This is a genomic window from Sediminivirga luteola (genome assembly GCF_014639315.1).
GTDB classification, from domain to species: Bacteria; Actinomycetota; Actinomycetes; order Actinomycetales; family Brevibacteriaceae; genus Sediminivirga; species Sediminivirga luteola.
Genome location: NZ_BMFY01000010.1, coordinates 68,104 through 86,533, shown reverse-complemented (window position 1 = coordinate 86,533; position 18,430 = coordinate 68,104). Strand labels below are relative to the sequence as shown.

Annotated in this window: 17 protein-coding genes; 13 read left to right on the top strand and 4 right to left on the bottom strand. The window is 70.4% G+C overall.

What is annotated here, in order from left to right:
* The first annotated feature begins 187 nt into the window (after nucleotides 1-187).
* The 10 genes from IEW13_RS11780 to IEW13_RS11735 all read left to right on the top strand — a co-directional run bounded on the left by IEW13_RS11780 (nucleotide 188) and on the right by IEW13_RS11735 (nucleotide 12,550).
* The gene (locus tag IEW13_RS11780; protein WP_188551117.1) at nucleotides 188-1,771 is read left to right on the top strand and encodes an ABC transporter substrate-binding protein; all 1,584 of its coding nucleotides are present in this window, start codon (nucleotides 188-190) and stop codon (nucleotides 1,769-1,771) included.
* 3 nt (nucleotides 1,772-1,774) lie between these two features.
* Nucleotides 1,775-2,728 (top strand): ABC transporter permease, encoded by a 954-nt coding sequence (locus IEW13_RS11775; RefSeq protein WP_188551116.1) that lies wholly within the window; start codon nucleotides 1,775-1,777, stop codon nucleotides 2,726-2,728.
* Nucleotides 2,725-3,738 (top strand): ABC transporter permease, encoded by a 1,014-nt coding sequence (locus IEW13_RS11770; RefSeq protein ID WP_229745118.1) that lies wholly within the window; start codon nucleotides 2,725-2,727, stop codon nucleotides 3,736-3,738. The genes IEW13_RS11775 and IEW13_RS11770 overlap by 4 nt, the downstream gene beginning before the upstream one ends.
* Nucleotides 3,735-5,624, top strand: coding sequence for an ATP-binding cassette domain-containing protein (locus tag IEW13_RS17685; RefSeq protein WP_188551115.1), 1,890 nt, complete (start codon nucleotides 3,735-3,737; stop codon nucleotides 5,622-5,624). Before IEW13_RS11770 ends, IEW13_RS17685 begins: the two co-directional genes overlap by 4 nt.
* The gene (locus tag IEW13_RS11760; protein ID WP_188551114.1) at nucleotides 5,621-6,718 is read left to right on the top strand and encodes an LLM class oxidoreductase; all 1,098 of its coding nucleotides are present in this window, start codon (nucleotides 5,621-5,623) and stop codon (nucleotides 6,716-6,718) included. Before IEW13_RS17685 ends, IEW13_RS11760 begins: the two co-directional genes overlap by 4 nt.
* A 32-nt stretch (nucleotides 6,719-6,750) precedes the next feature.
* Nucleotides 6,751-8,004 carry an acyl-CoA dehydrogenase family protein gene (locus IEW13_RS11755; protein ID WP_188551113.1) on the top strand — a complete coding sequence of 418 codons (1,254 nt, stop codon included), beginning with the start codon at nucleotides 6,751-6,753 and terminating at the stop codon, nucleotides 8,002-8,004.
* Nucleotides 8,005-8,007: 3 nt separating this feature from the next.
* Nucleotides 8,008-9,288 carry an NtaA/DmoA family FMN-dependent monooxygenase gene (locus tag IEW13_RS11750; RefSeq protein WP_188551112.1) on the top strand — a complete coding sequence of 427 codons (1,281 nt, stop codon included), beginning with the start codon at nucleotides 8,008-8,010 and terminating at the stop codon, nucleotides 9,286-9,288.
* 98 nt (nucleotides 9,289-9,386) lie between these two features.
* Nucleotides 9,387-10,484, top strand: a complete 1,098-nt coding sequence (locus IEW13_RS11745) for a DUF4349 domain-containing protein (protein ID WP_188551111.1) — start codon at nucleotides 9,387-9,389, stop codon at nucleotides 10,482-10,484.
* A gap of 282 nt (nucleotides 10,485-10,766) precedes the next feature.
* A complete protein-coding gene (locus IEW13_RS11740) occupies nucleotides 10,767-11,222 on the top strand; it encodes a MarR family winged helix-turn-helix transcriptional regulator (protein ID WP_188551110.1) in 456 nt (151 codons plus the stop codon).
* Nucleotides 11,219-12,550 carry an MFS transporter gene (locus IEW13_RS11735; RefSeq protein WP_188551109.1) on the top strand — a complete coding sequence of 444 codons (1,332 nt, stop codon included), beginning with the start codon at nucleotides 11,219-11,221 and terminating at the stop codon, nucleotides 12,548-12,550. Before IEW13_RS11740 ends, IEW13_RS11735 begins: the two co-directional genes overlap by 4 nt.
* Nucleotide 12,551: 1 nt before the next feature.
* Here the strand turns inward: IEW13_RS11735 and IEW13_RS11730 are convergent, their stop codons facing one another.
* Together IEW13_RS11730 and IEW13_RS11725 are read right to left on the bottom strand one after the other, a co-directional pair.
* Entirely contained in the window at nucleotides 12,552-12,983 is a 432-nt protein-coding gene (locus IEW13_RS11730; protein ID WP_188551108.1) for a hypothetical protein, read from the bottom strand.
* A 219-nt stretch (nucleotides 12,984-13,202) separates the two neighbouring features.
* The gene (locus tag IEW13_RS11725; RefSeq protein WP_188551107.1) at nucleotides 13,203-13,847 is read right to left on the bottom strand and encodes a hypothetical protein; all 645 of its coding nucleotides are present in this window, start codon (nucleotides 13,845-13,847) and stop codon (nucleotides 13,203-13,205) included.
* A 199-nt stretch (nucleotides 13,848-14,046) separates the two neighbouring features.
* On the opposite strand from IEW13_RS11725, the gene IEW13_RS11720 reads away from it, so the two are divergent.
* Both IEW13_RS11720 and IEW13_RS11715 read left to right on the top strand, forming a co-directional pair.
* Nucleotides 14,047-14,589 carry a peptidylprolyl isomerase gene (locus IEW13_RS11720; protein WP_188551106.1) on the top strand — a complete coding sequence of 181 codons (543 nt, stop codon included), beginning with the start codon at nucleotides 14,047-14,049 and terminating at the stop codon, nucleotides 14,587-14,589.
* Nucleotides 14,589-15,440 (top strand): rhomboid family intramembrane serine protease, encoded by an 852-nt coding sequence (locus IEW13_RS11715; protein ID WP_188551105.1) that lies wholly within the window; start codon nucleotides 14,589-14,591, stop codon nucleotides 15,438-15,440. Before IEW13_RS11720 ends, IEW13_RS11715 begins: the two co-directional genes overlap by 1 nt.
* A 418-nt stretch (nucleotides 15,441-15,858) precedes the next feature.
* Here IEW13_RS11715 and yczE read toward each other — a convergent pair whose 3' ends face one another.
* Nucleotides 15,859-16,527, bottom strand: a complete 669-nt coding sequence (yczE, locus tag IEW13_RS11710) for a membrane protein YczE (RefSeq protein WP_229745117.1) — start codon at nucleotides 16,525-16,527, stop codon at nucleotides 15,859-15,861.
* Between the two features lie 17 nt (nucleotides 16,528-16,544).
* Nucleotides 16,545-17,522: a cell division protein CrgA gene (locus IEW13_RS17475; RefSeq protein WP_229745116.1), complete on the bottom strand. Its 978-nt coding sequence runs from the start codon at nucleotides 17,520-17,522 to the stop codon at nucleotides 16,545-16,547.
* Between the two features lie 185 nt (nucleotides 17,523-17,707).
* Here IEW13_RS17475 and IEW13_RS11700 point away from each other — a divergent pair, with 185 nt between their 5' ends.
* Nucleotides 17,708-18,430 (top strand): DUF881 domain-containing protein, encoded by a 723-nt coding sequence (locus IEW13_RS11700; RefSeq protein WP_229745115.1) that lies wholly within the window; start codon nucleotides 17,708-17,710, stop codon nucleotides 18,428-18,430.

Below are 18,430 nucleotides of genomic sequence, written 5' to 3'. Positions count from 1 at the left end.
CGTCCCATGACTGTGTATGACGGCCCGTGAAGGCATGTGCCGCGCCGTGTCGGCCGGTATTGCCGCTGGTGCCCGCCGCCGGTCACTCTCGTAGACAGTTCACGCGGCGTAGAGCCCATCGCTCTCCTGCCGCGCCCCCGGAAGGCTCTCGCCGAGAGCCGCCCCGTCTACGAAAGGCAGGCCCGCCGTGCGCCGCATCGTCTCCGGAGTCGCCCTCATCGCCGCTAGTGCGGTCCTTCTGCACGGCTGCGCCGCAGGCGGCGGCCCGGCGGCCACCGGAGACGCGGGAGAGCCGGTCGAGGGCGGTGACTTCGTCTCGGCGCTCTACCTGGAGCCCCGCGGCCTGGACCCGCACCGTCAGGTGTTCTGGGAGACCTACCGCGTCTCCCGGCACATCTTCGAGCCGCTGGTCCAGGAGGACCTCACCCAGACCGAAGGCGTCCCGGATCTGCAGCCCGCCCTGGCGGAGAGCTGGGAGAGCAGCGACGACGGCCGCACCTGGACGTTCACCCTCCGCCAGGATGCCACCTTCCACGACGGTTCCCGGTTCGACGCCGAGGCGGTGCACCAGAACGTCCAGCGGGTCTGGGACGAGGACTACGAGTTCTACGACGAGGAAGCAGCCGGCCGGCTCCAGGTGTGGTTCGGCAACCTGTCCGAAGCGCAGCCCGTGGACGACTTCACCTACGAGTTCACCTTCAGCGAGCCCTTCCTGGGCTTCCCCCGCATCCTGGCGCAGTCGATGTACACGCTGCCCATCGGCAACCCGGCCGTCTGGGAGGAGCACGGCAACGACGCCTTCGCCGATCAGCCCGAAGGCACCGGGCCCTACCGGTTCGTCTCGCGCGCCATCGGCGACCGGATCGAACTGGAACGCAACGAGGACTATTACGGCGACCGGCCCTACCTGGACACGCTCACCTTCCGGATCATCCCGAACAACCAGACACGGGTCGCCTCCCTGCTGAACAACGAGGTCGACCACATCAGCTATGTCCAGCCCGATGACGTGGAGACCCTGGAGAACGCCGGGTTCAACGTGCCCGAGGGAACGGGCGCCCAGCTCATCTATCTCTCCTTCAACTACGACAACCCGCAGCTGCAGGACGAGAGAGTCCGCAAGGCGCTCATCCACGGCCTGGACCGCGAGGCTCTCGCCGAGCAGGTCTTCAACGGCTACGCCTCGCCGCAGTACTCCTTCCTCCCGCCGGGCAACGAGGCCTACGACCCGGCCGTCCGGGACTTCGAGTACGATCCGGAGGCCGCGCGCGAACTGCTCGCCGACGCCGGATACGAGCCCGGCGAACTCCACTTCAACCTCGTCGTCGACGTCGCCAACGAGAACCTCGCCCAGTGGCTGCAGGACGCCTACGGGCAGATCGGCGTGGAGACCGAGATCGTATCCCTCGACCGGGTCAGCTACAGCGCCCGCGTCTACAACTCCGAGGAGGGCGACGGACTGAGCCTCGACGAGTTCGGCGAGACGAACGCCGAGTGGCTGTTCAACGGCTACAACGGCCTCACCGGCCGCGGCCTGGATCAGGACGACTACCCGGAGGTCACCGAAGCCATCCAGGAGGCTCTGTACACCGACGACGAGGACGCCCGCATCCAGCAGTGGCAGGAGGCCGAGGCGCTGCTGCGGGAGAACGCCCTGGTCATCCCGGCGGTGAACCTCACCCGCTACTACGCCACCGGACCGAACGTGCAGGGGTTCACCTTCGCCTCGACCAACTGGTACGACCTGAGCACCGTCTGGCTGTCGGAGTAGCGGGTGGGCACCGTCAAGCGGATCGGATGGCGCCTGCTCCTGATGCTCCCGATCCTCGCGCTGGTCTCCGTGCTGGCCTTCCTGATCGGCGTCCTCACCCCGGGCGATCCCATCGAGGCGCAGTACGCCAACCGGTTCACTGCCGAGCAGCTGGACCAGATCCGCGCCACCTACGGACTGGACCTGCCGCTGTGGCAGCAGTACTTCGTCTGGTTGAAGAACGTGGCCGTCGACGGCGGGGGCATCTCCATCGTGCTGGGCGTCCCGGTGTTCGACATCCTCGGCCCCAACTTCCTCAACACGCTGATCCTCACCCTCGGCGGCGTCGTCGCCTGCGTGGTGTTCGGGATGGCGATCGGCGCGACGGCGGGCATCTTCCACCGCACCTGGATCGACCGGGCGGTGATGCTGATCGTGCAGATCGGCAGCAATCTGTCCATCTACTGGTTCGGCCTGGTGCTCATCATCGTGTTCTCCCTGCAGCTGCAGTGGCTCCCGGTCGGCGGGATGCAGTCCCGGAACGGCGGGGGCTTCGCGGACCTGCTGGCACACCTCGTGCTGCCTTCCCTGGCCGCCGGTCTCATCTCGATGCTGGTGCTGGCGCGGTTCGTGCGGATCGGCATCATCCACGAGGTCGGCACCGAGCACTTCAAGACCTTCGCTTCCCAGGGGATCCCCCGGTGGAAGCTGTACGGCAAGCACGTGGGACGCAATATCCTGCCCTCTGCCGTCAATATCACCGGCCTGGAGATCGGGACGCTCATCACCGGCGTCATCTTCGTCGAGAGCGTCTTCAACTGGCCCGGCATCGGCACCCAGCTGCTGAACGCCGTCAACGGCAAGGACTACCCCGTCATCCAGGGCGGCATCCTGCTGGTCGCCGCCTGCTACCTGGTGGTCAACCTGCTGACCGACATCACCGTCGACAGCCTCAACCCCCGTCTGAGGAGGGCATGATGGCGGATCTCGCGACCGCGCCGAAGAACGCCTCCCGGCTGGTCCCCCTGCCCGGCCGCCGGCCCCGCACCGTCACCGGCCGGAACCTGCAGGTCGGCGTCGCCCTGGTCATCATCGCCGTGGTCGTGCTCTCCAGCGTCTTCGCCCCGCTCGTCGCGCCGCACGACCCCCTGCTCTCCGATCCGGCCAGCAAATACCTGCCGCCCGGGTCGCCCGGGCACCTGCTGGGAACCGACGACCAGGGCCGCGATCTGCTCAGCAGGATCATCTGGGGCGGTCGCACCTCCCTGCTCATCGCCGTCGTCGCGGTGGCGTTCTCCACGGTGGTCGGCAGTGCCCTGGCCATCGTCGCCGGTTTCGCCGGGCCCTTGCTGTCCGGGCTGATCATGCGCACGGTCGACGTGATGTTCGCCTTCCCGGTGATCATCGTGGCCGTGGCCCTGGCGGCGCTCTTCGCGCCGGGGCCGTCCGTGGTGATCCTGGCGATCGCCTTCGCCGTCATCCCCTACGTCTCCCGGGTGGTCTTCGCCGAGGTCAAACAGCAGAAGGGACAGGACTACGTGGAGGCGGCGGTCTCCCTGGGCGCGGGGCACGCCTCGATCCTCTTCCGGGAGGTCCTGCCCAATGTCACGACGCAGATCATCGTGTACGCCACCAGCCTGGTCGGCGGCATGGTGGTGTTCGCCTCCAGCCTGAGCGCGGTCGGCATCGGCGTGCAGCCGCCGACGGCCGACTGGGGGCAGATGATCGCCACCGGCGCTCGCGTCGTGATCTCCGGGAACCTCTACGTGGCGCTGTTCCCGGGGCTCATGGTGCTGATCGTCGCGCTCGCGTTCAACTGGCTCGGAGACGGCCTGCGGGACGTTCTGGACGTGCGCCAGCGCAGCGGGGCACCATCCCGCCGGAAGACCGGAGACGCCGGGGCGGACGGCCGGGATACCCCGGTCGGCGCCGCCGGTCCGGACGGTCACGCCGATGCCTCCGGTCCGGCCGAGGAGGTCCCGCGATGACCGCGTCCGCTCCCCGGCCCGCGGCGGTCGCCCCGCAGCCCGGCCGGCGCCCGGGCGCGGCCGCTGTGCTGGAGGTCGCCGGGCTCTCCGTCAGCTTCGAGCCCAAATCCCCCGGCAGCGAGGTGGTCCGGGACGTCGGCTTCACCCTGTCCGCCGGCGAGGTGCTCGCCCTGGTGGGCGAGTCCGGCTCCGGGAAGAGCGTCACTGCCTCCGCCATCCTGGGGCTCCTGCCCCGTCCAGCGCAGATCACCTCCGGCTCAATCCGGCTGGGCGGTGACGAGCTGACCGGGTTGAGCCAGCGCGGTTTGAGCGCCTACCGCGGCAGGCGGCTGGGCGTCATCTTCCAGAACCCCCTGGCCTCGCTCGACCCCTCCTTCACGGTCCGCAACCAGCTCGGCGAGATCATCCGCCATCACCGCCCCGGCTTGGGCTCCGGCGCCCGGAACGAGCTGGCGGCCGAATGGCTGCGGCGGGTGGGCATCGGCGACGCGGACCGGGTGCTGCGGGCGTATCCGCACGAACTCTCCGGCGGCATGCGCCAGCGCGTCATGATCGCCCTGGCCAGCCTGGCGGAGCCGGCCGTGCTGATCGCCGATGAGCCCACCACGGCGCTGGACACCGTGGTCCAGCGGCAGGTGCTGGACCTGCTGCACGAGGTGGTCACCACCCGCGATGCGGCGCTTCTGCTCATCACCCACGATTTCGACGTGGTGGAGCACATGGCCGATCGCGTGGTCGTGCTGCGGGACGGCCGCGTCGTCGAGGCCGGCGTGCGCTCCGAGGTGCTCCAGCGTCCCCGGCACCCCTATACGAAGCTGCTGCTCTCCTCCGTCCCGCGCCTGGGCGCCGCACCGGCCGGCGCCGGCCGGGGCGCCGCGCAGCCGGGCGCCGATGCGGGCCCTCCTCCCGGTACGGGCAGCGCCGCCGCATCGGAGGGGAACCCCGGCGGGACGGGATCCGCCGATGCGGGCCGGCCCGGCCGCGTGACTTCCGGTGCGAGGACCCCCCTGGCCGGTCCGGCCGATCCGGCCGATCTGACGGAGCCGAACGATCCGGCGGAGGCGGCTGACTCCGAGCGCGGTGAACTGCTCACTGTGCGGGACCTGACCAAGACCTTCGCCCTGGGCGGCCTCGGCACGGGGATGCCCCGCCGGGAGTTCACGGCCGTGAAGGACGTGGCCTTCGCCGTGCGCCCCGGAGAGGCCTACGGGCTCATCGGGCGCTCGGGCTCGGGCAAATCGACCGTGGCCCGCCTGATCGGCGGCCTGCTCCCGGCCACCTCCGGCAGCGTCGTCTTCGACGGGCATCAGATCACCGGGTCCGGCGGCGCCGCACTGACGCGGCTGCGACCCCGGTTCCAGTACGTCTTCCAGGACGCCACCAGTTCGCTCAATCCACGGCTGACCGTCGGTGAGCAGATCCTGCGTCCTCTGCGGCGTTTCGGGCTCGCCGGGCGCGGCCGTGCCGCCGGGCGGGAACTGCTGGAGGAGAAGCTGGCCCTCGTCGGGCTGCCCGCGGAACTCGGCGGCCGCTACCCGCACGCCCTCTCCGGCGGGCAGCGGCAGCGGATCGGCATCGCCCGCGCCCTCGCGCTCGAACCCGAGCTCCTGATCCTGGACGAGCCCACCTCGGCGCTGGATGTCTCCACACAGGCCACGCTGGTCGAGCTTCTCCTGGACCTCAAACACCGCCTCGGCCTGACCTACGTGTTCATCGGGCACAACCTCGCGCTCGTGGAGTGGATCTGCGACCGGATCGGCGTGCTGGAACAGGGCGCGCTCGTCGACGAGTTCGCCACCGACGACCTCTACGACGACACCCGCGCCGAGGAGACCCGGGCGCTGCTCGCGGCGAACCTCTCCACCAGGAAGGCAGGCACCCCATGACGACTGAAGGCCCCACAGGGAACACGACCGGAACCACCACGGGCAGCACGCGGCATCCCGGAACCGCCCCCTTCACCGGCCTCGGCCTGGACGGGAGCCAGGTGCAGCAGCTGCTCCGCTCCACGGCCGCGCTGCAGGCCCTGGCCGGGCTGCCGCTGACGTTCACCGTCCTCGGGCTCGACCGCCTCGTTCCGGTCAGCGCCGCCGAGGAGGCCGACTCCTCCGGCCCGGAGTCCGCGTCCACGCCGCCTGCCCGTGCGCCCGGCCTCCACCTGGACTCCAGCATCGCCGCCACCTATCTGGCGGCCAGCGGGCCGGACATCCCCCTGGTACTGCCCTACGCCCCGCAGCGGGACCACCCCTATAACCTGGCGCGCCGGGCGCAGTCCGCCGATCTGCTCGCGCACGGCACCACCGGCGTGCTCATCGGCGCGGCAGACCGGGCGGCCCCGGCAGGACGGGTCTGGGGAACGACTGCCAGCCAGGCCGAAGCCGCGGCGGACGCCGCCACCCTGCTGGCGGCGCTGGGCCAGAGCTGGCCGGCGGACACGGTCGTGGCCGACCGCGCACGGGACGTCTTCGTCGAATCGGACCGGATCCGGCGGGTCGACCACACCGGCGTCTTCGACTCCGCCGGCCCGCTGAGCGCACCCACCAGCGAGCAGACCTCGCCTGTGCTCTTCTGGTACGCCGCCGGGCCCGGGGAGGCGCTGCTGGCGCCGGAGGCCGTGGACGTCGTGGTGCTCGCCGGCGCCACGGAGGCCGGGGTCGGTCAGATCGCCGCTCGCACCGGCCCGGCCCGGCGGCTGCTGGTCCAGGTCGATCCCGCCCAGGCGTCCCGCGGCCCGGCGCTGCGCGATGCCGGCGCCGACGGCATCCTCATCGCCGCGCCCGGAGCGCCATTGCAGGATCTGCTGGCGGAACTGGCCGGGCTCATTGACCGTGCTCGCAGCACCGGTGCGCCCGGCACGCCTACCGCAGTCAGCCGGCCCGCTCCGCTCAGCTTGCGCGAGAGGCTCGGACTGCCCCAGCCACCGGACCGGCTCTCCGATGCCGCGCCGGCCTTCGCCTCCCCGCTCGGCGCCTCCCGATGAGCCCCGACGAGCCCGCAACCACAGGAGTGACCATGCCCGCAGCCCAGGACGCCCGCACCGCCGTCTCGTGGCTCAGCCCGCCCACCGCCGTCGACGCGGAACTGAGCGATCGCTTCCATCCCCTGTTCGCGCAGATCAAGGAGGGCAACCGCGACCGGGAGCGCGAGCGGATCTTCGCCCACGAGCAGGTCCGCTGGCTGATCGACGCCGGATTCTCCCGCCTGCGCATCCCCGAACGGCACGGCGGCTCCGGCGCCTCCCTGCAACAGGCTTTCCGGCTGCTGGCCGAGCTGGGCGCCGCCGATGCCAATATCGCCCATGTCTTCCGCAACCACTGGGCCTTCGTCGAAGACCGGCTCTACTCCCCGCCGGATGAGGCCGGTGAGGTTTGGCTGGAACGGTTCCGCGCCGGGGACTTCGTCGGCGGCGGCTGGACCGAGGCCAACGGCGGCAAGTTCAGCGATATGCGCACCCGCCTGAGCACGCGTGCGGGCGCCACGTACATCACCGGCGCGAAGTTCTACGCCACCGGCAGCCTGTACGCGGACTGGCTGGACGTCATCGGCGTGGACGAGTCGGGCACGGCGCTGACCGCGCTCGTGCGCCGGGACCAGCCCGGGGTGGAGCTGATCGACGACTGGCCCGGCTTCGGTCAGCGCACCACCGCCAGCGGCTCGGCCCGCTACGATCAGGCTGAGGTCGACCGGTTCGGGCTCTTCCCCGCCGCCGAGCGGTTCCCCTATCAGGGGTTGTTCTACCAGACCAGCCTGCTGGCGATCCTGGCCGGCATCGCCAGGGCTGCGTGGAGCGAGGCGATCGAGGCGCTGAAGCAGCGCCGCCGCAACTACCCCCTCGGGCTGGACGAGGTCCCGGCGCGGGACGCGCAGCTGCTGCAGGTCATCGGCCGGCTCGGCGCGCAGGTGTTCCAGGCGGACGCCGCGCTGCAGGCGCAGACCGCCGCCCTGGACGAGGTGGCCGAGGCCCGCCGGGCCGGCGCCGACGTCAGGGGCGGCGAGGCGCTTCGTACCGCGACGGTGCGCACCGCCGAGGCGCAGCTGGTGATCATCGACGCCGCGCTCGCGGTCACCAATGAGGTGTTTGACGCGCTCGGCGCCTCCGGCACCTCGGAGGCGGTGCTGCTGGACCGGCACTGGCGCAATGCGAGGACCCTCGCCTCGCACAATCCCCGGATCTACAAGGAGCGCGTGCTGGGTGACTGGTACGTCAACGGCACCGACCCCTCGGTGCGGGAGGACCCCTTCTCCGGCGGCGGGCAGGGGGTGTGAGCGATGCCTGAACGGAACGGTCACGTGCTGCTCGGCGTCAACGCGCTCATCCTGGGCTATCTCCCGGCCGCCTGGAAGTCTCCGCGACTGACCGCCGATGCGTTCCACAGCGGGGACTACTGGCGCCAGATCGGCGCGATTGCCGAACGCGGCACGCTCGACGCTTTGTTCCTGGCCGATTCGCCCTCGCTGGGCAATCCCGGCCAGGACGCCAATCCGGCCAAGCTCGACCCGACGGTGACCTGGGCGCATGTGGCCCGCCACACCTCGCACATCGGGCTGATCGCCACGGCGTCCACCACGTTCAACGACCCGTTCGAGCTGGCCGAGCGGATCCTGACGCTCGATGTCGTCTCCGGCGGCCGGGCAGGCTGGAACCTCGTCACTTCCCGGGATCCGCAGGCTGCGGCCAATTTCGGCCTGGACGGCGTTCCCACCCGTGAGGAGCGGTATGCCCGCGGGGCCGAGTTCGCCGACGCTGTCGTGGGACTGTGGGACTCGGCCCGGACGGGCGAGGAGTTGTCCCTGGACGGGGAGCACCTGCGGGTCTCGGGCCGGCTGTGCGCACCCGCCTCCCCGCAGGGCAGGCCGGTGCTCTTCCAGGCCGGCGGATCGCCGCAGGGGCGGGCCCTCGCCGGCCGGCTGGCCGATGGCGTGTTCACCGCCGAGCTGACCACGGAGACGGCGGTTCCGCACTACCAGCTGGTCAAGGACGCCGCCCAGCAGTACGGCCGGACCCGGGACGAGGTGAAGATCCTTCCCGGCTTGCTGCTGAGCCTGGGCAGCACCGAGGAGGAGGCCCGGCGCCGCTCCGACGAGCTGCACGAGGCGAGCCCGGCCGCGTACTCGGCCCGTTGGCTCTCCCAGGCCATCGGCTTCGATGTGAGCACGCTGGACCTGGACGAGAAGTTCCCCTCCGAGGTGCTGGACGCCCCGCTCGACCCGGCGACGTTCACCGGCAGCATCGGCTTCCGCGAATCCATCCTGCAGAAGATCCGCGCCACCGGACCCACCGTGCGGGAGTACCTGCGGGAGACCAGGTACAGCGGGTCCGGGCACGGCGGGTTCGTCGGCACGCCGGAGCAGCTGGCCGACCGGATCGAGGAGTGGTACCGGCTGGGCGCCTGGGACGGCGTGAATCTCCAGCCGGATGTGCTGCTGGAAGGGCTGGAGGTCATCGCCGACGAGGTGGTGCCGATCCTCCGCCGGCGGGGCCTGTACCGGCACGAGTACGAGACCTCCACCCTGCGAGGCCACTTCCAGGCGGCCGGCCCCTCCGCCTGAGGCTTCCCCCTGAAGACGGCGCGCCGGGCCCGCCGCTCTACGTGCCCAAGCTGCAACGTCCCGCCGGCGAACCGGAAACCAGGGTTAGCGTGACGGTCATGAGACGTCTCCTGGCCATCCTCGCCTTCGCCCTGACGACTTCCTTCGCCCTGACCGCCTGCGGCGCCATGCCCGACCGCAGCGAGGGTTCGGGCTCCGGGGTCTCCGCCGATGAAGCGGAGGCCGGGGCGCCAGCGGAGTCCATCGACTCGAACCGCCATGTGATCACCACCGCGCGTGCCACTATCGTCGTGGACGATCCAAGCGCGTCCGCCGAGGATCTGGCCGCGCGCACCCAGGAGCGCGGTGGTCACGTCGACCAGCGCCGGGAGCGTGCCGGTGACGACGGTGCCACGCGTGCCTCGCTCACCGTCCGCGTCCCGGCCGAGGCGCTCGACGCGTTCCTGGCCGAGCTGGACGAGCTGGGCGAGGTCACCGAGCGCAGCCAGAGCGCCCAGGACGTTACCGGCACGGTCCGGGACCTGGATGCCCGGATCGGCGCGCTGGAGGTCTCCATCGACCGCCTGGAAGGCATCATGGCGGAGGCGGGGAACAGCACCGAGCTGCTCGAGGCCGAGGAGATGCTGAGCGAGCGGCAGGGCGAGCTGGAGTCGCTCATCGCCGAACGCAACGCCCTGGGCGAGCAGGTCGAGATGTCCACCCTCGAAGTCGAACTGATCGCGGCTGAAGACCGCGCGGTCGAGCCCGGCGGGTTCCTGGGCGGGTTGCAGAGCGGCTGGAACGCGCTGCTGGGATTCGTCAATGTGCTGTTCGTGGCGCTCGGCGCGCTGCTGCCCTGGCTGATCGTCCTGGCACTCCCCGGGTTCTTGCTGTACCGGCTGCTGCGCAAGCGTGCGCGCCGGCGCGCCGCCAGCAGGCCGCCGATGCCGGTGCCCGCCGGCCATGCGCCCCGCATGGCGCCGGCTCCAGGAGGTCCCGTGCCGGGCGGCGCGGCGTACCCGGCGACGGGACCCGTGCCCCCCGGGGCTCCATCCCCGACGCAGTCCGCGCCCGCATCGCCGCCCGCCGGCGCCCCCGCTCCGCCTCCGCAGACCGGGACGGCTGCTGCTCCCGGCGGCGGGGACGCTCCCCACGGCCCGGCCTCCGGCGACGAGGGCGACCCGCCCCCGGCTGGCCGTGACACCACCCCCTCCTGATCCGCCCCGGCCGGGCGCGAGGCTATCGGCGCGGTCACCGGAGAGACGCTCATCCTGACAATCCCCCGGAGGGGCACGAGACCGCGAGCACCCTGGGAGCCGGGAACTCGGGCGCAGCAGGACCACCCTCCGGTCGGGAGTCGGACACCGGCTCTTCCTGGCGCGCCCGGGTGCCCGGCGCGCCGGAGGTGCCGGCGGCACACCCCAGGATCCCCAGCTACAACGGGCCCCAGGGCTACCCCATCGTTAGCCAAGCTAATGACGTAGGCTAACCTTTACGGTATGAGCGATCAGACCGTCACCACATCGTCCGTCAAGCCCAGAGCACGCCTGGACCTGGCGACGAACCTCCGGCAGGCGGTGCTGCGGCTCTCACGACGGCTGCGGCAGGGGTCCACGCTGGAGGTCTCGCAGGCGCAGTACTCGGTGCTCTCCGCCCTCTTCCACCTAGGCCCCATGACACCCGGCCGGCTGGCCGAGTACGATCACGTCACCCGCCCGTCGATGACGCGCACGGTCGCCTCGCTGGAGGGCCGCGGACTGGTACTGCGTCGGCCGGCGGAAGAGGACCGGCGCTGCGTCCTCGTCGAGGTCACCGGCGACGGCGCCGCCCTGGTCAAAGAGATCAAGCGACGGCGCACGGCCTGGCTGGACAAGCGCCTGGCTCGCCTGACGCCCGCCGAGCGGCAGACGCTCAGCGACGCCGTCGTGATCCTGCGCCGGATGGTGGAGGAATGAGACGCACGTTCCACTCCCTCCGCTATTTCAACTACCGGCTCTGGTTCGCCGGCGCCCTGGTGGCCAACATCGGCACCTGGATGCAGCGGGTGGCGCAGGACTGGCTCGTCCTGACCGTCCTGACCGACAACTCGGGCTTCGCGGTCGGCGTCACGACCGGTCTGCAGTTCCTGCCCATTCTGCTGCTGAGCCCCTACGCGGGGCTGCTTGCCGACCGGCTGCCCCGTCGCGGCATGCTCATGTTCACCCAGGGGGCCATGGGCGTGCTGGCGCTCGGACTAGGCCTGCTGGTCCTCTCCGGGCACGCCGTGCTCTGGCAGGTCTACGGCTTCGCGCTGCTGCTGGGGGTCGTCTCCGCGCTTGACGCGCCGGTGCGCCAGACCTTCGTCGCGGAGATGGTCCCGCAGGAGGACCTGCCCAACGCCGTCGGCCTGAACTCGACCTCCTTCAACGCGGCGCGGCTCATCGGGCCCGGCAGCGCCGGCCTGCTGATCGCCCTCGTCGGCACCGGCTGGGTGTTCATCATCAACGCGGCGTCCTTCGCCGCGACCATCCTGGCGCTGCTGGCGATGCGCGTCGCCGAGCTGCACGAGCTTCCGCACACCGCCCGCGGCAAGGGGCAGGTGCGGGAGGGAATCCGCTATGTGCGACGGCGCAGCGACATCGTCACGGTCTTGGTGGTCGTCGGCGTCGTCGGCGCCTTCGGCCTGAACTTCCAGATGACCTCCGCCGTGATGGCCAGGGAGGCGTTCGGGGTGGGCGCCACGGAGTACGGCATCCTCGGTTCCATCCTGGCCGTCGGTTCGCTCACCGGCGCCCTGGCGGCCGCCCGCCGGAGGACGCCGCGGGTGCGGATCGTGGTGGCCTCGGCGCTGGCGTTCGGCATCGCCATGCTGGCGCAGTCCGTGATGCCGACCTACTGGCTCTACGCCGTGCTGTGCATGCCGGTGGGGTTCTTCGCCCTCACCATGCTCACCGCCGCCAATACCACCGTGCAGCTGGCGACCGCGCCGTCCATGCGCGGCAGGGTGATGGCGCTCTACATGATGGTGGTGATGGGCACCACGCCCATCGGCGCGCCCATCGTCGGCGCCATCGCCGAGGGGCTCGGACCGCGCTGGGCGGTGGGAGCCGGAGGAGTCGCCTCCGTGCTGATCGCCGTGGCGGCCGCGGTCTGGGTGAAGCGGCACTGGGATGTCGAGGTGCGCTATTCGCTGCGGCACCGCCCCCATCTGGCGATGGTCGGTCCGCGCGAGCGGTTCGCCCAGGCCACGGCACAGGCGGGCGTCGAGCCGACCTCGGGGCACCAGTCCGGCGGCCCGGACTGAGTCATCGGCCTGGGATTCCGGCAGGTGCCTTCGCCCGCACCGTGGAGCGCGCGGCCCATAGCAGCAATGCCGTGGTGCCCACCACGGAGATGCCGGGCGTGAAGCCGAGCACGGGAGCCTGGGGAACGGTCGCCAGGATGATCACGCCCAGGGTGGCGAGCCCGGCGCCCAGCACTGCTCCCGCCGAGGCGATAGACAGTGCCGGTGAGATCCTCTCGGCCAGGACCGGTAGCACGATGAGAACACCGCCGAGAGCGGCCAGTGCGGCGAAGACGATGCCGGTCCGGAGCGTCAAGAGCATCGCGTCCAGGCTGCCATCGGGGTCGCTTCCAGGCCGTCCGACGGTCCACACCAGGAACAGCGTCGTGTAGAAGGCGATGAAGATCAGGGTCAGGATGACCGTGACGAGGCTCTGTGTACGCGCGGAGATCATGGTCTCAAGGTACCGGTCCCCTCACCGCCAACCGCCGCGTGTGCCCGGATCGGCACCGCACGAGCTACGCGCGCCCCAGGGGGTACGGAGAAGGCGGCCGGGTGCGGGGTGGCCGGTCCGGAATGGAACCGGAACGAACGGCGGGGCCGGCCTGCCGGACCTCCTTGAGGAAGGAGCTCCGGCAGACCGGCCCCGCAGTGGCGGTGGCGTCAGCCTTTATCAGGCCTTGGCCTGAGCGCTGTCGCCTCCGCCTTCGGTGTCATCCTTGTCCGCGCGAGCGGCCGGGGTCGAGCCCACCGGGCGCGCATCAGCAGGGCGGTTGCTCAGCGGCGTGGACCACGGGTCCTCCACCGGCTGCGACTTCTGCCACAGGTAGTACGCGGCGCCGGCGGCACCGGCGAGGGCGATCGCGCCGATCCAGATGGCCTTGCTGCCGCTCTTCTTGGCCTTGGTGCTCTTCTGGAGTTCCTTGCTGGCCTTCAGCAGCGCCTTCTGCGCCTTCTTCACGGCCTTCTTGTCACCGGTCAGCTTGGTGGCCAGCTTCTCCAGGCCCTCGGGGGTGTTGACGGCGGCGAGGGCGAGTCCGGCAGAAGCGGCGGTGGTGCCGGCCCGCTCGGTGAACTTGGGCAGGTACTCGTCCTGCAGCTTCTTGCGGGCCCCCTCCACCTGTGGCCTGGCCTTGTCGGCGGTGTCCTGAGCCACCTTCACGCCGGCGTCGACGAGGTCGCCCACGCGCTTCAGCCCGCTCTCCACCGTGGGGGCGGCGGCCTGCGCGGCCCGGGCTCCGGCGCCCTTGAGGCTCTCACCGGTGTTCTCGAGGCAATGCAGCAGGGTCATCGGCTCTGTCTTCTTGCGCTTAGCCATGGGTTGAACCTCCGTGGTTGAGGGCGGCGAACAAGATGAGCTTGCTTGTTCTCCCTCCCCAGTCTAGAGCCTCGTACGCTCAATCCGGGCAGGTGGGGCGTCATCGCCGGCAGCGCACAGGAGACTCCCCAGTACGCTCCAGACCACCGCCGGGCGCCGCTACCGGCTGGCTGTCAGGCCCGCGTGCGAGAATATCGCCATGACCGCATATCCCACGCACAAGGCAGTCCTCCACACCTCCAAGGGCGATATCGCCCTGGACCTCTACGGCAACCACGCCCCCAAGACCGTGAAGAACTTCGTCGGTCTGTCCACCGGTGAGATCGAGTGGACCGACCCGGTCAGCGGGCAGAAGACGAACCGGCCGCTGTACCAGGACATCATCTTCCACCGCATCATCCCCAACTTCATGATCCAGGGTGGCGATCCGCTGGGCACCGGCACCGGCGGCCCCGGGTACCAGTTCGACGATGAGATCAATCCGGATCTCGACTTCACCGAGCCCTACGTCCTGGCGATGGCGAACGCCGGCATCCAGTTCGGCCGCGGCACCAACGGCTCCCAGTTCTTCGTCACCACCGCGCCCACCACCTGGCTCCAGGGCAAGCACACCATCTTCGGCAAGGTCGCGGACGACGAGTCCCGTGCCGTGGTGGACGCGATCTCGAGCGTGCCCACCGGCGCGAACGACCGCCCGGTGGAGAACGTCGTGCTGACGAGCGTGACCGTCACCGAGGTCTGATGTCCCAGTCCTCCCCGGGTGCCGGGGGGCAGGCGGAACCTCCCGTCTGCCCCCGGCATCCCGACCGGATCAGCTATGTGAGCTGTCAGCGCTGCGAGCGGCCGGTCTGCACCGAGTGCCAGGTCCCGGCCGCCGTCGGCGTCCACTGCCGCGATTGCCAGCGGCAGGCGGCGGCGCGCATCGCCGCACCCAAGACGGTCGTCGGCGCGCGGCTGAACAGCGGGCGCCCCGTCGTGACCTTCACCCTCATGGCGATCACGGTCGTCGTCTTCCTCCTGCAGTACATTCCCCTGCTCCGGGTGACGGAGTATCTGGCACTGGTTCCCGGCTACACCTTCGTCCAGCCGTGGCGGCTGCTGAGTGCCGCGCTCGTGCACTCGACCCAGAACCCCATGCACATCGGATTCAACCTCCTGGGTCTGTGGATCTTCGGGCAGTACCTCGAGCCGGTCCTCGGTCGTGCCAGGTTCCTGCTCTCCTATCTCGTCAGCGGCCTCGGCGCCTCCACCTTCGTCGTCGCCTTAGCCTCGCTCACGGACGACTGGCTGGTCTGGACGGTCGGTGCCTCGGGCGCGATCTTCGGGCTGTTCGGCATCGCGCTGTTCATCCTGGTCAAGACGCGGCAGAACATGACGCCGATGCTGGTGCTGATCGGCCTGAACGTCGTGATGGGGTTCCTGCTGCCGAACGTCTCCTGGCAGGCCCATCTGGGCGGCCTGATCACCGGGCTGATCATCGGTCTGGCGCTCGTGAAGGCACCTGCGGCGAACCGGTCCATCTTCCAGTTCGGCGCCATCACGGGGCTCGGCCTCGTGCAGCTGGCCATCGTGTACCTCAGCTTCGCGCTCTGACCTCTTGACCGGCGTCCTCTCTGGAGGTCTCGGCAGACGCCCTCGCTGGCTGTCTTGGCCGGCGCTCTGCCTGGCCTGGACGTCGCACCCGGACGCCCCTGTCTGTGCGCTCGCGTTGCATCCGGCCCGCCCCGCGTGGCCGACCTCGCGCACAACCGCGCGGTGCGCGCCAGCGAAGCGTCCGGCCCGCCCGGGTGGCCACCCTATTCTCGGGCCGGCTCGGCCGTGTTCCCCGGCATTATCCACAACACTCATCCACATGTGAACGAGTTACACACATGTAATTCCACAGCTGTGTATGACGGAGAGCCCGCGTGAATACTGGGAATGAGGCGCCTCGATGCCGTTTTCACAGCATGAGCGACGGAGGAGGACGGGTTTCCCCAGCGTTGTCCACAGGACGGTGGAAACCGACAGGTCAGGGGCATTGTCCGTTCGCGACGAGGCTGTTGAAGTGGCGCAGGAAGAACTGCGCCAGTGGCCCGATCGACAGCGCGAACAGGACGGTGCCGATGAAGAACGTCCCCCCAAGCAGAGCGCCGCTGACCACGACCACGACCTCGATGGTGGTGCGGACCGCGAACACGGGAAAGCCGGTGCGCCGGACGAGACCCGTCATCAGGCCGTCGCGCGGACCGGGGCCGAAGTCCGCGCTGATGTACAGCACCGTCGCCGCGGCATTGAGCACGATCCCGCCGATCATGTAGACGCACGCCAGCAAGAGTGGCGGGTGCGCGGGCAGGATCAGGAGCGTCGCATCGATCACGAGCCCCACCAGGATCGCGTTGCTCACCGTCCCCAGGCCGGGACGTTCGCGCAACGGGATCCACAGCAGCAGCACGAGTACCGACACCATGATGCCCACCACCCCGATGCTGAGCGGGATGTGCAGCGCGATGCCCTGGTGCAGCACGTCCCAGGGCATCGCACCCAGGTCGGCGCGGAGCATGAGTCCGGCGGAGAAGCCGAAGAGCAGCAGCCCGCCGTAGAGTGCGCCCAGCCGCAGGGGGAGCGGGTGCCCTGCGAGAGCACGGAAGTTGCGCGAGGAGTCTGCGGCCCGGCCGGCGTCGTCAGCGACCTCAGCCATTCGGCGTCATCGTCGTGTCATCGCCAGCGCGTGGACAGGCCCAGACCGGCCACCAGGAAGGCGAAACCGGCGAGGATGTTCCAGTTGCCCCAGGCTTCGACCGGCCAGCGGCCCTCGGAGATGTAGAACACGATCAGCCAGATCAGGCCTACGAGGAGCAGGCCGAGCATGGTCGGCAGGAACCAGCGCCCATTGGGCTTGGGCGCCGCAGGCGTCGAGCTGCCGGTGTAGGCCGAGGTCTTGCGGCCGGCGTTGCGCTTGGTGCGGGCCGGCGTTGCGCCACCCTTCTTGCCCTTACCGTCCTTGCCCTTGGCGTCCTTACCGTCCTTGGCGGTGGCCTTCTTCGCGGCCGCCTTACCGCTCTTCTCGTCCTTGTCGTCTTTCGCCGCCAGTTTCTTCGCTCCGGCCTTCTCCGCCTTCGAACCCGCCGTGGCGGCCTTCGCAGCCGAATCCTCGGCGCCGTCCTCGTCGCCGGTCTTCTTCGTGGCGCCCGCGCGGGATTTGGCCTTGGTGCCCTTGGCGCCCGGCTTCGCCGCGGCCGCAGGCTCTGCGGCGTCGGCGTCGCCCGCATCGTCCGCGGAGCCCGTGGCAGCATCAGTGCCCGTGGCAGCAGAGCTCTTGGAGCCCCGAGCCCCGGTCTTGGCAGCCGGTTCCGTGGCGGCCGCCGCAGCTCCCCCGGCCTCGTCGGTGGAGGCCTCGTCGGCGGAGGCATCAGCGTCCTGCTCCGCGTGCTCCTCGCCTGCGGCGTCGGCGATCACATCGTCGATCGTCTCGGCAGGAGTCTCCGCGGCATCGTCCGCAGCGGATTCCGCATCCGCGACGGCCTCGTCCGCGGGAGCCTCGCCCGCTGTGTCCGCAGGACCCGTCTCCTCAGCGCTCACAGCGTCGGAGGACGCGGCGGCCCCGGTCTCCTCGACGGACTCGTCGGCGACAGGCTCGGCCTTCTTCGCCGCGGCGTCGGACGCCTTCGCATGGGGATTCCGGGAGGTGGCCACACAAGCTCCTTTGACGTACGCGCTGCACCCCGGCGACGGCTTGAGGACCGTCATGGACCGTGAGGCACCGCGCGGCGGTACTCTGGTATCGGCCCCAGCACGTGGCGGAGTCGACTATGGTCGGCTCAATTGTACGTCGTAGACCCGCCTATGAGGGACCCGCTGCACGGCCCGGGAAGGGGAGCATGCGCGCACGACCGCTCTCGCGCACCCTGGTGTTCCTGGTACTCATGGTGTGCGGCGTCCTCATGGTCGCCTCGGCGCAGACCGCTCAGGGCACTCAGCTGCGCGGCGAGGCGCAGTCGCTCAGCGACCTCGTCCGGGAGCACAACGCCACAGGCGAGGAACTCGAGGACGAGGTGGCGCGGCTGCGCGACGATGTCGAGGTGCTCTCGGCGCGGTTGTCCCTCGGGGACCAGGACGCCGATGCCGCCCGCGCCCAGGCGCAGAACCGTGAGGCCGGCGCGGGGCTCACCCCGGTGGCAGGCACCGGCGTCACGGTCGTGCTGGACGACGCGCTCTCCCAGGGGTCCCGTCCCTCCGGGGTGAGCGCCGACGATCTGATCGTCCACCAGCAGGACGTACAGGGCGTCATCAACGCCCTCTGGGCCGGCGGCGCGGAAGCCGTGGCCATCAACGATCAGCGCTTGGTGAGCACCTCCGCGGTTCGTTGCGTGGGCAATACGCTGCGGGTGAATAGCCGTGTCTACTCGCCGCCGTATAGCATTAGTGCGGTCGGTGATCCGCAGGCACTGCAGCACGCGCTGGATGCCTCACCTGAGATCGCCGCGTACATGGCGTATGTGGACCGCCTCGGGCTGGGCTGGGAGCTCATGCACCACGAGAGCCTGGAGCTGCCCGCATACACCGGCAGCCTGGATTTCCGATACGCAGAAGTAGGCAGCTAG

Bases quoted from the DNA above. Each gene is read 5' to 3' on its own strand.
- IEW13_RS11740 (WP_188551110.1), top strand. From the start codon at position 10,767: ATGAGCGATCAGACCGTCACCACATCGTCCGTCAAGCCCAGAGCACGC.
- yczE (WP_229745117.1), bottom strand. From the start codon at position 16,527: ATGGCTGAGGTCGCTGACGACGCCGGCCGGGCCGCAGACTCCTCGCGC.
- IEW13_RS11715 (WP_188551105.1), top strand. From the start codon at position 14,589: ATGTCCCAGTCCTCCCCGGGTGCCGGGGGGCAGGCGGAACCTCCCGTC.
- IEW13_RS11745 (WP_188551111.1), top strand. From the start codon at position 9,387: ATGAGACGTCTCCTGGCCATCCTCGCCTTCGCCCTGACGACTTCCTTC.
- IEW13_RS11725 (WP_188551107.1), bottom strand. From the start codon at position 13,847: ATGGCTAAGCGCAAGAAGACAGAGCCGATGACCCTGCTGCATTGCCTC.
- IEW13_RS11720 (WP_188551106.1), top strand. From the start codon at position 14,047: ATGACCGCATATCCCACGCACAAGGCAGTCCTCCACACCTCCAAGGGC.
- IEW13_RS11700 (WP_229745115.1), top strand. From the start codon at position 17,708: ATGCGCGCACGACCGCTCTCGCGCACCCTGGTGTTCCTGGTACTCATG.
- IEW13_RS11760 (WP_188551114.1), top strand. From the start codon at position 5,621: ATGACGACTGAAGGCCCCACAGGGAACACGACCGGAACCACCACGGGC.
- IEW13_RS11755 (WP_188551113.1), top strand. From the start codon at position 6,751: ATGCCCGCAGCCCAGGACGCCCGCACCGCCGTCTCGTGGCTCAGCCCG.
- IEW13_RS11750 (WP_188551112.1), top strand. From the start codon at position 8,008: ATGCCTGAACGGAACGGTCACGTGCTGCTCGGCGTCAACGCGCTCATC.
- IEW13_RS17685 (WP_188551115.1), top strand. From the start codon at position 3,735: ATGACCGCGTCCGCTCCCCGGCCCGCGGCGGTCGCCCCGCAGCCCGGC.
- IEW13_RS11735 (WP_188551109.1), top strand. From the start codon at position 11,219: ATGAGACGCACGTTCCACTCCCTCCGCTATTTCAACTACCGGCTCTGG.
- IEW13_RS11730 (WP_188551108.1), bottom strand. From the start codon at position 12,983: ATGATCTCCGCGCGTACACAGAGCCTCGTCACGGTCATCCTGACCCTG.
- IEW13_RS11770 (WP_229745118.1), top strand. From the start codon at position 2,725: ATGATGGCGGATCTCGCGACCGCGCCGAAGAACGCCTCCCGGCTGGTC.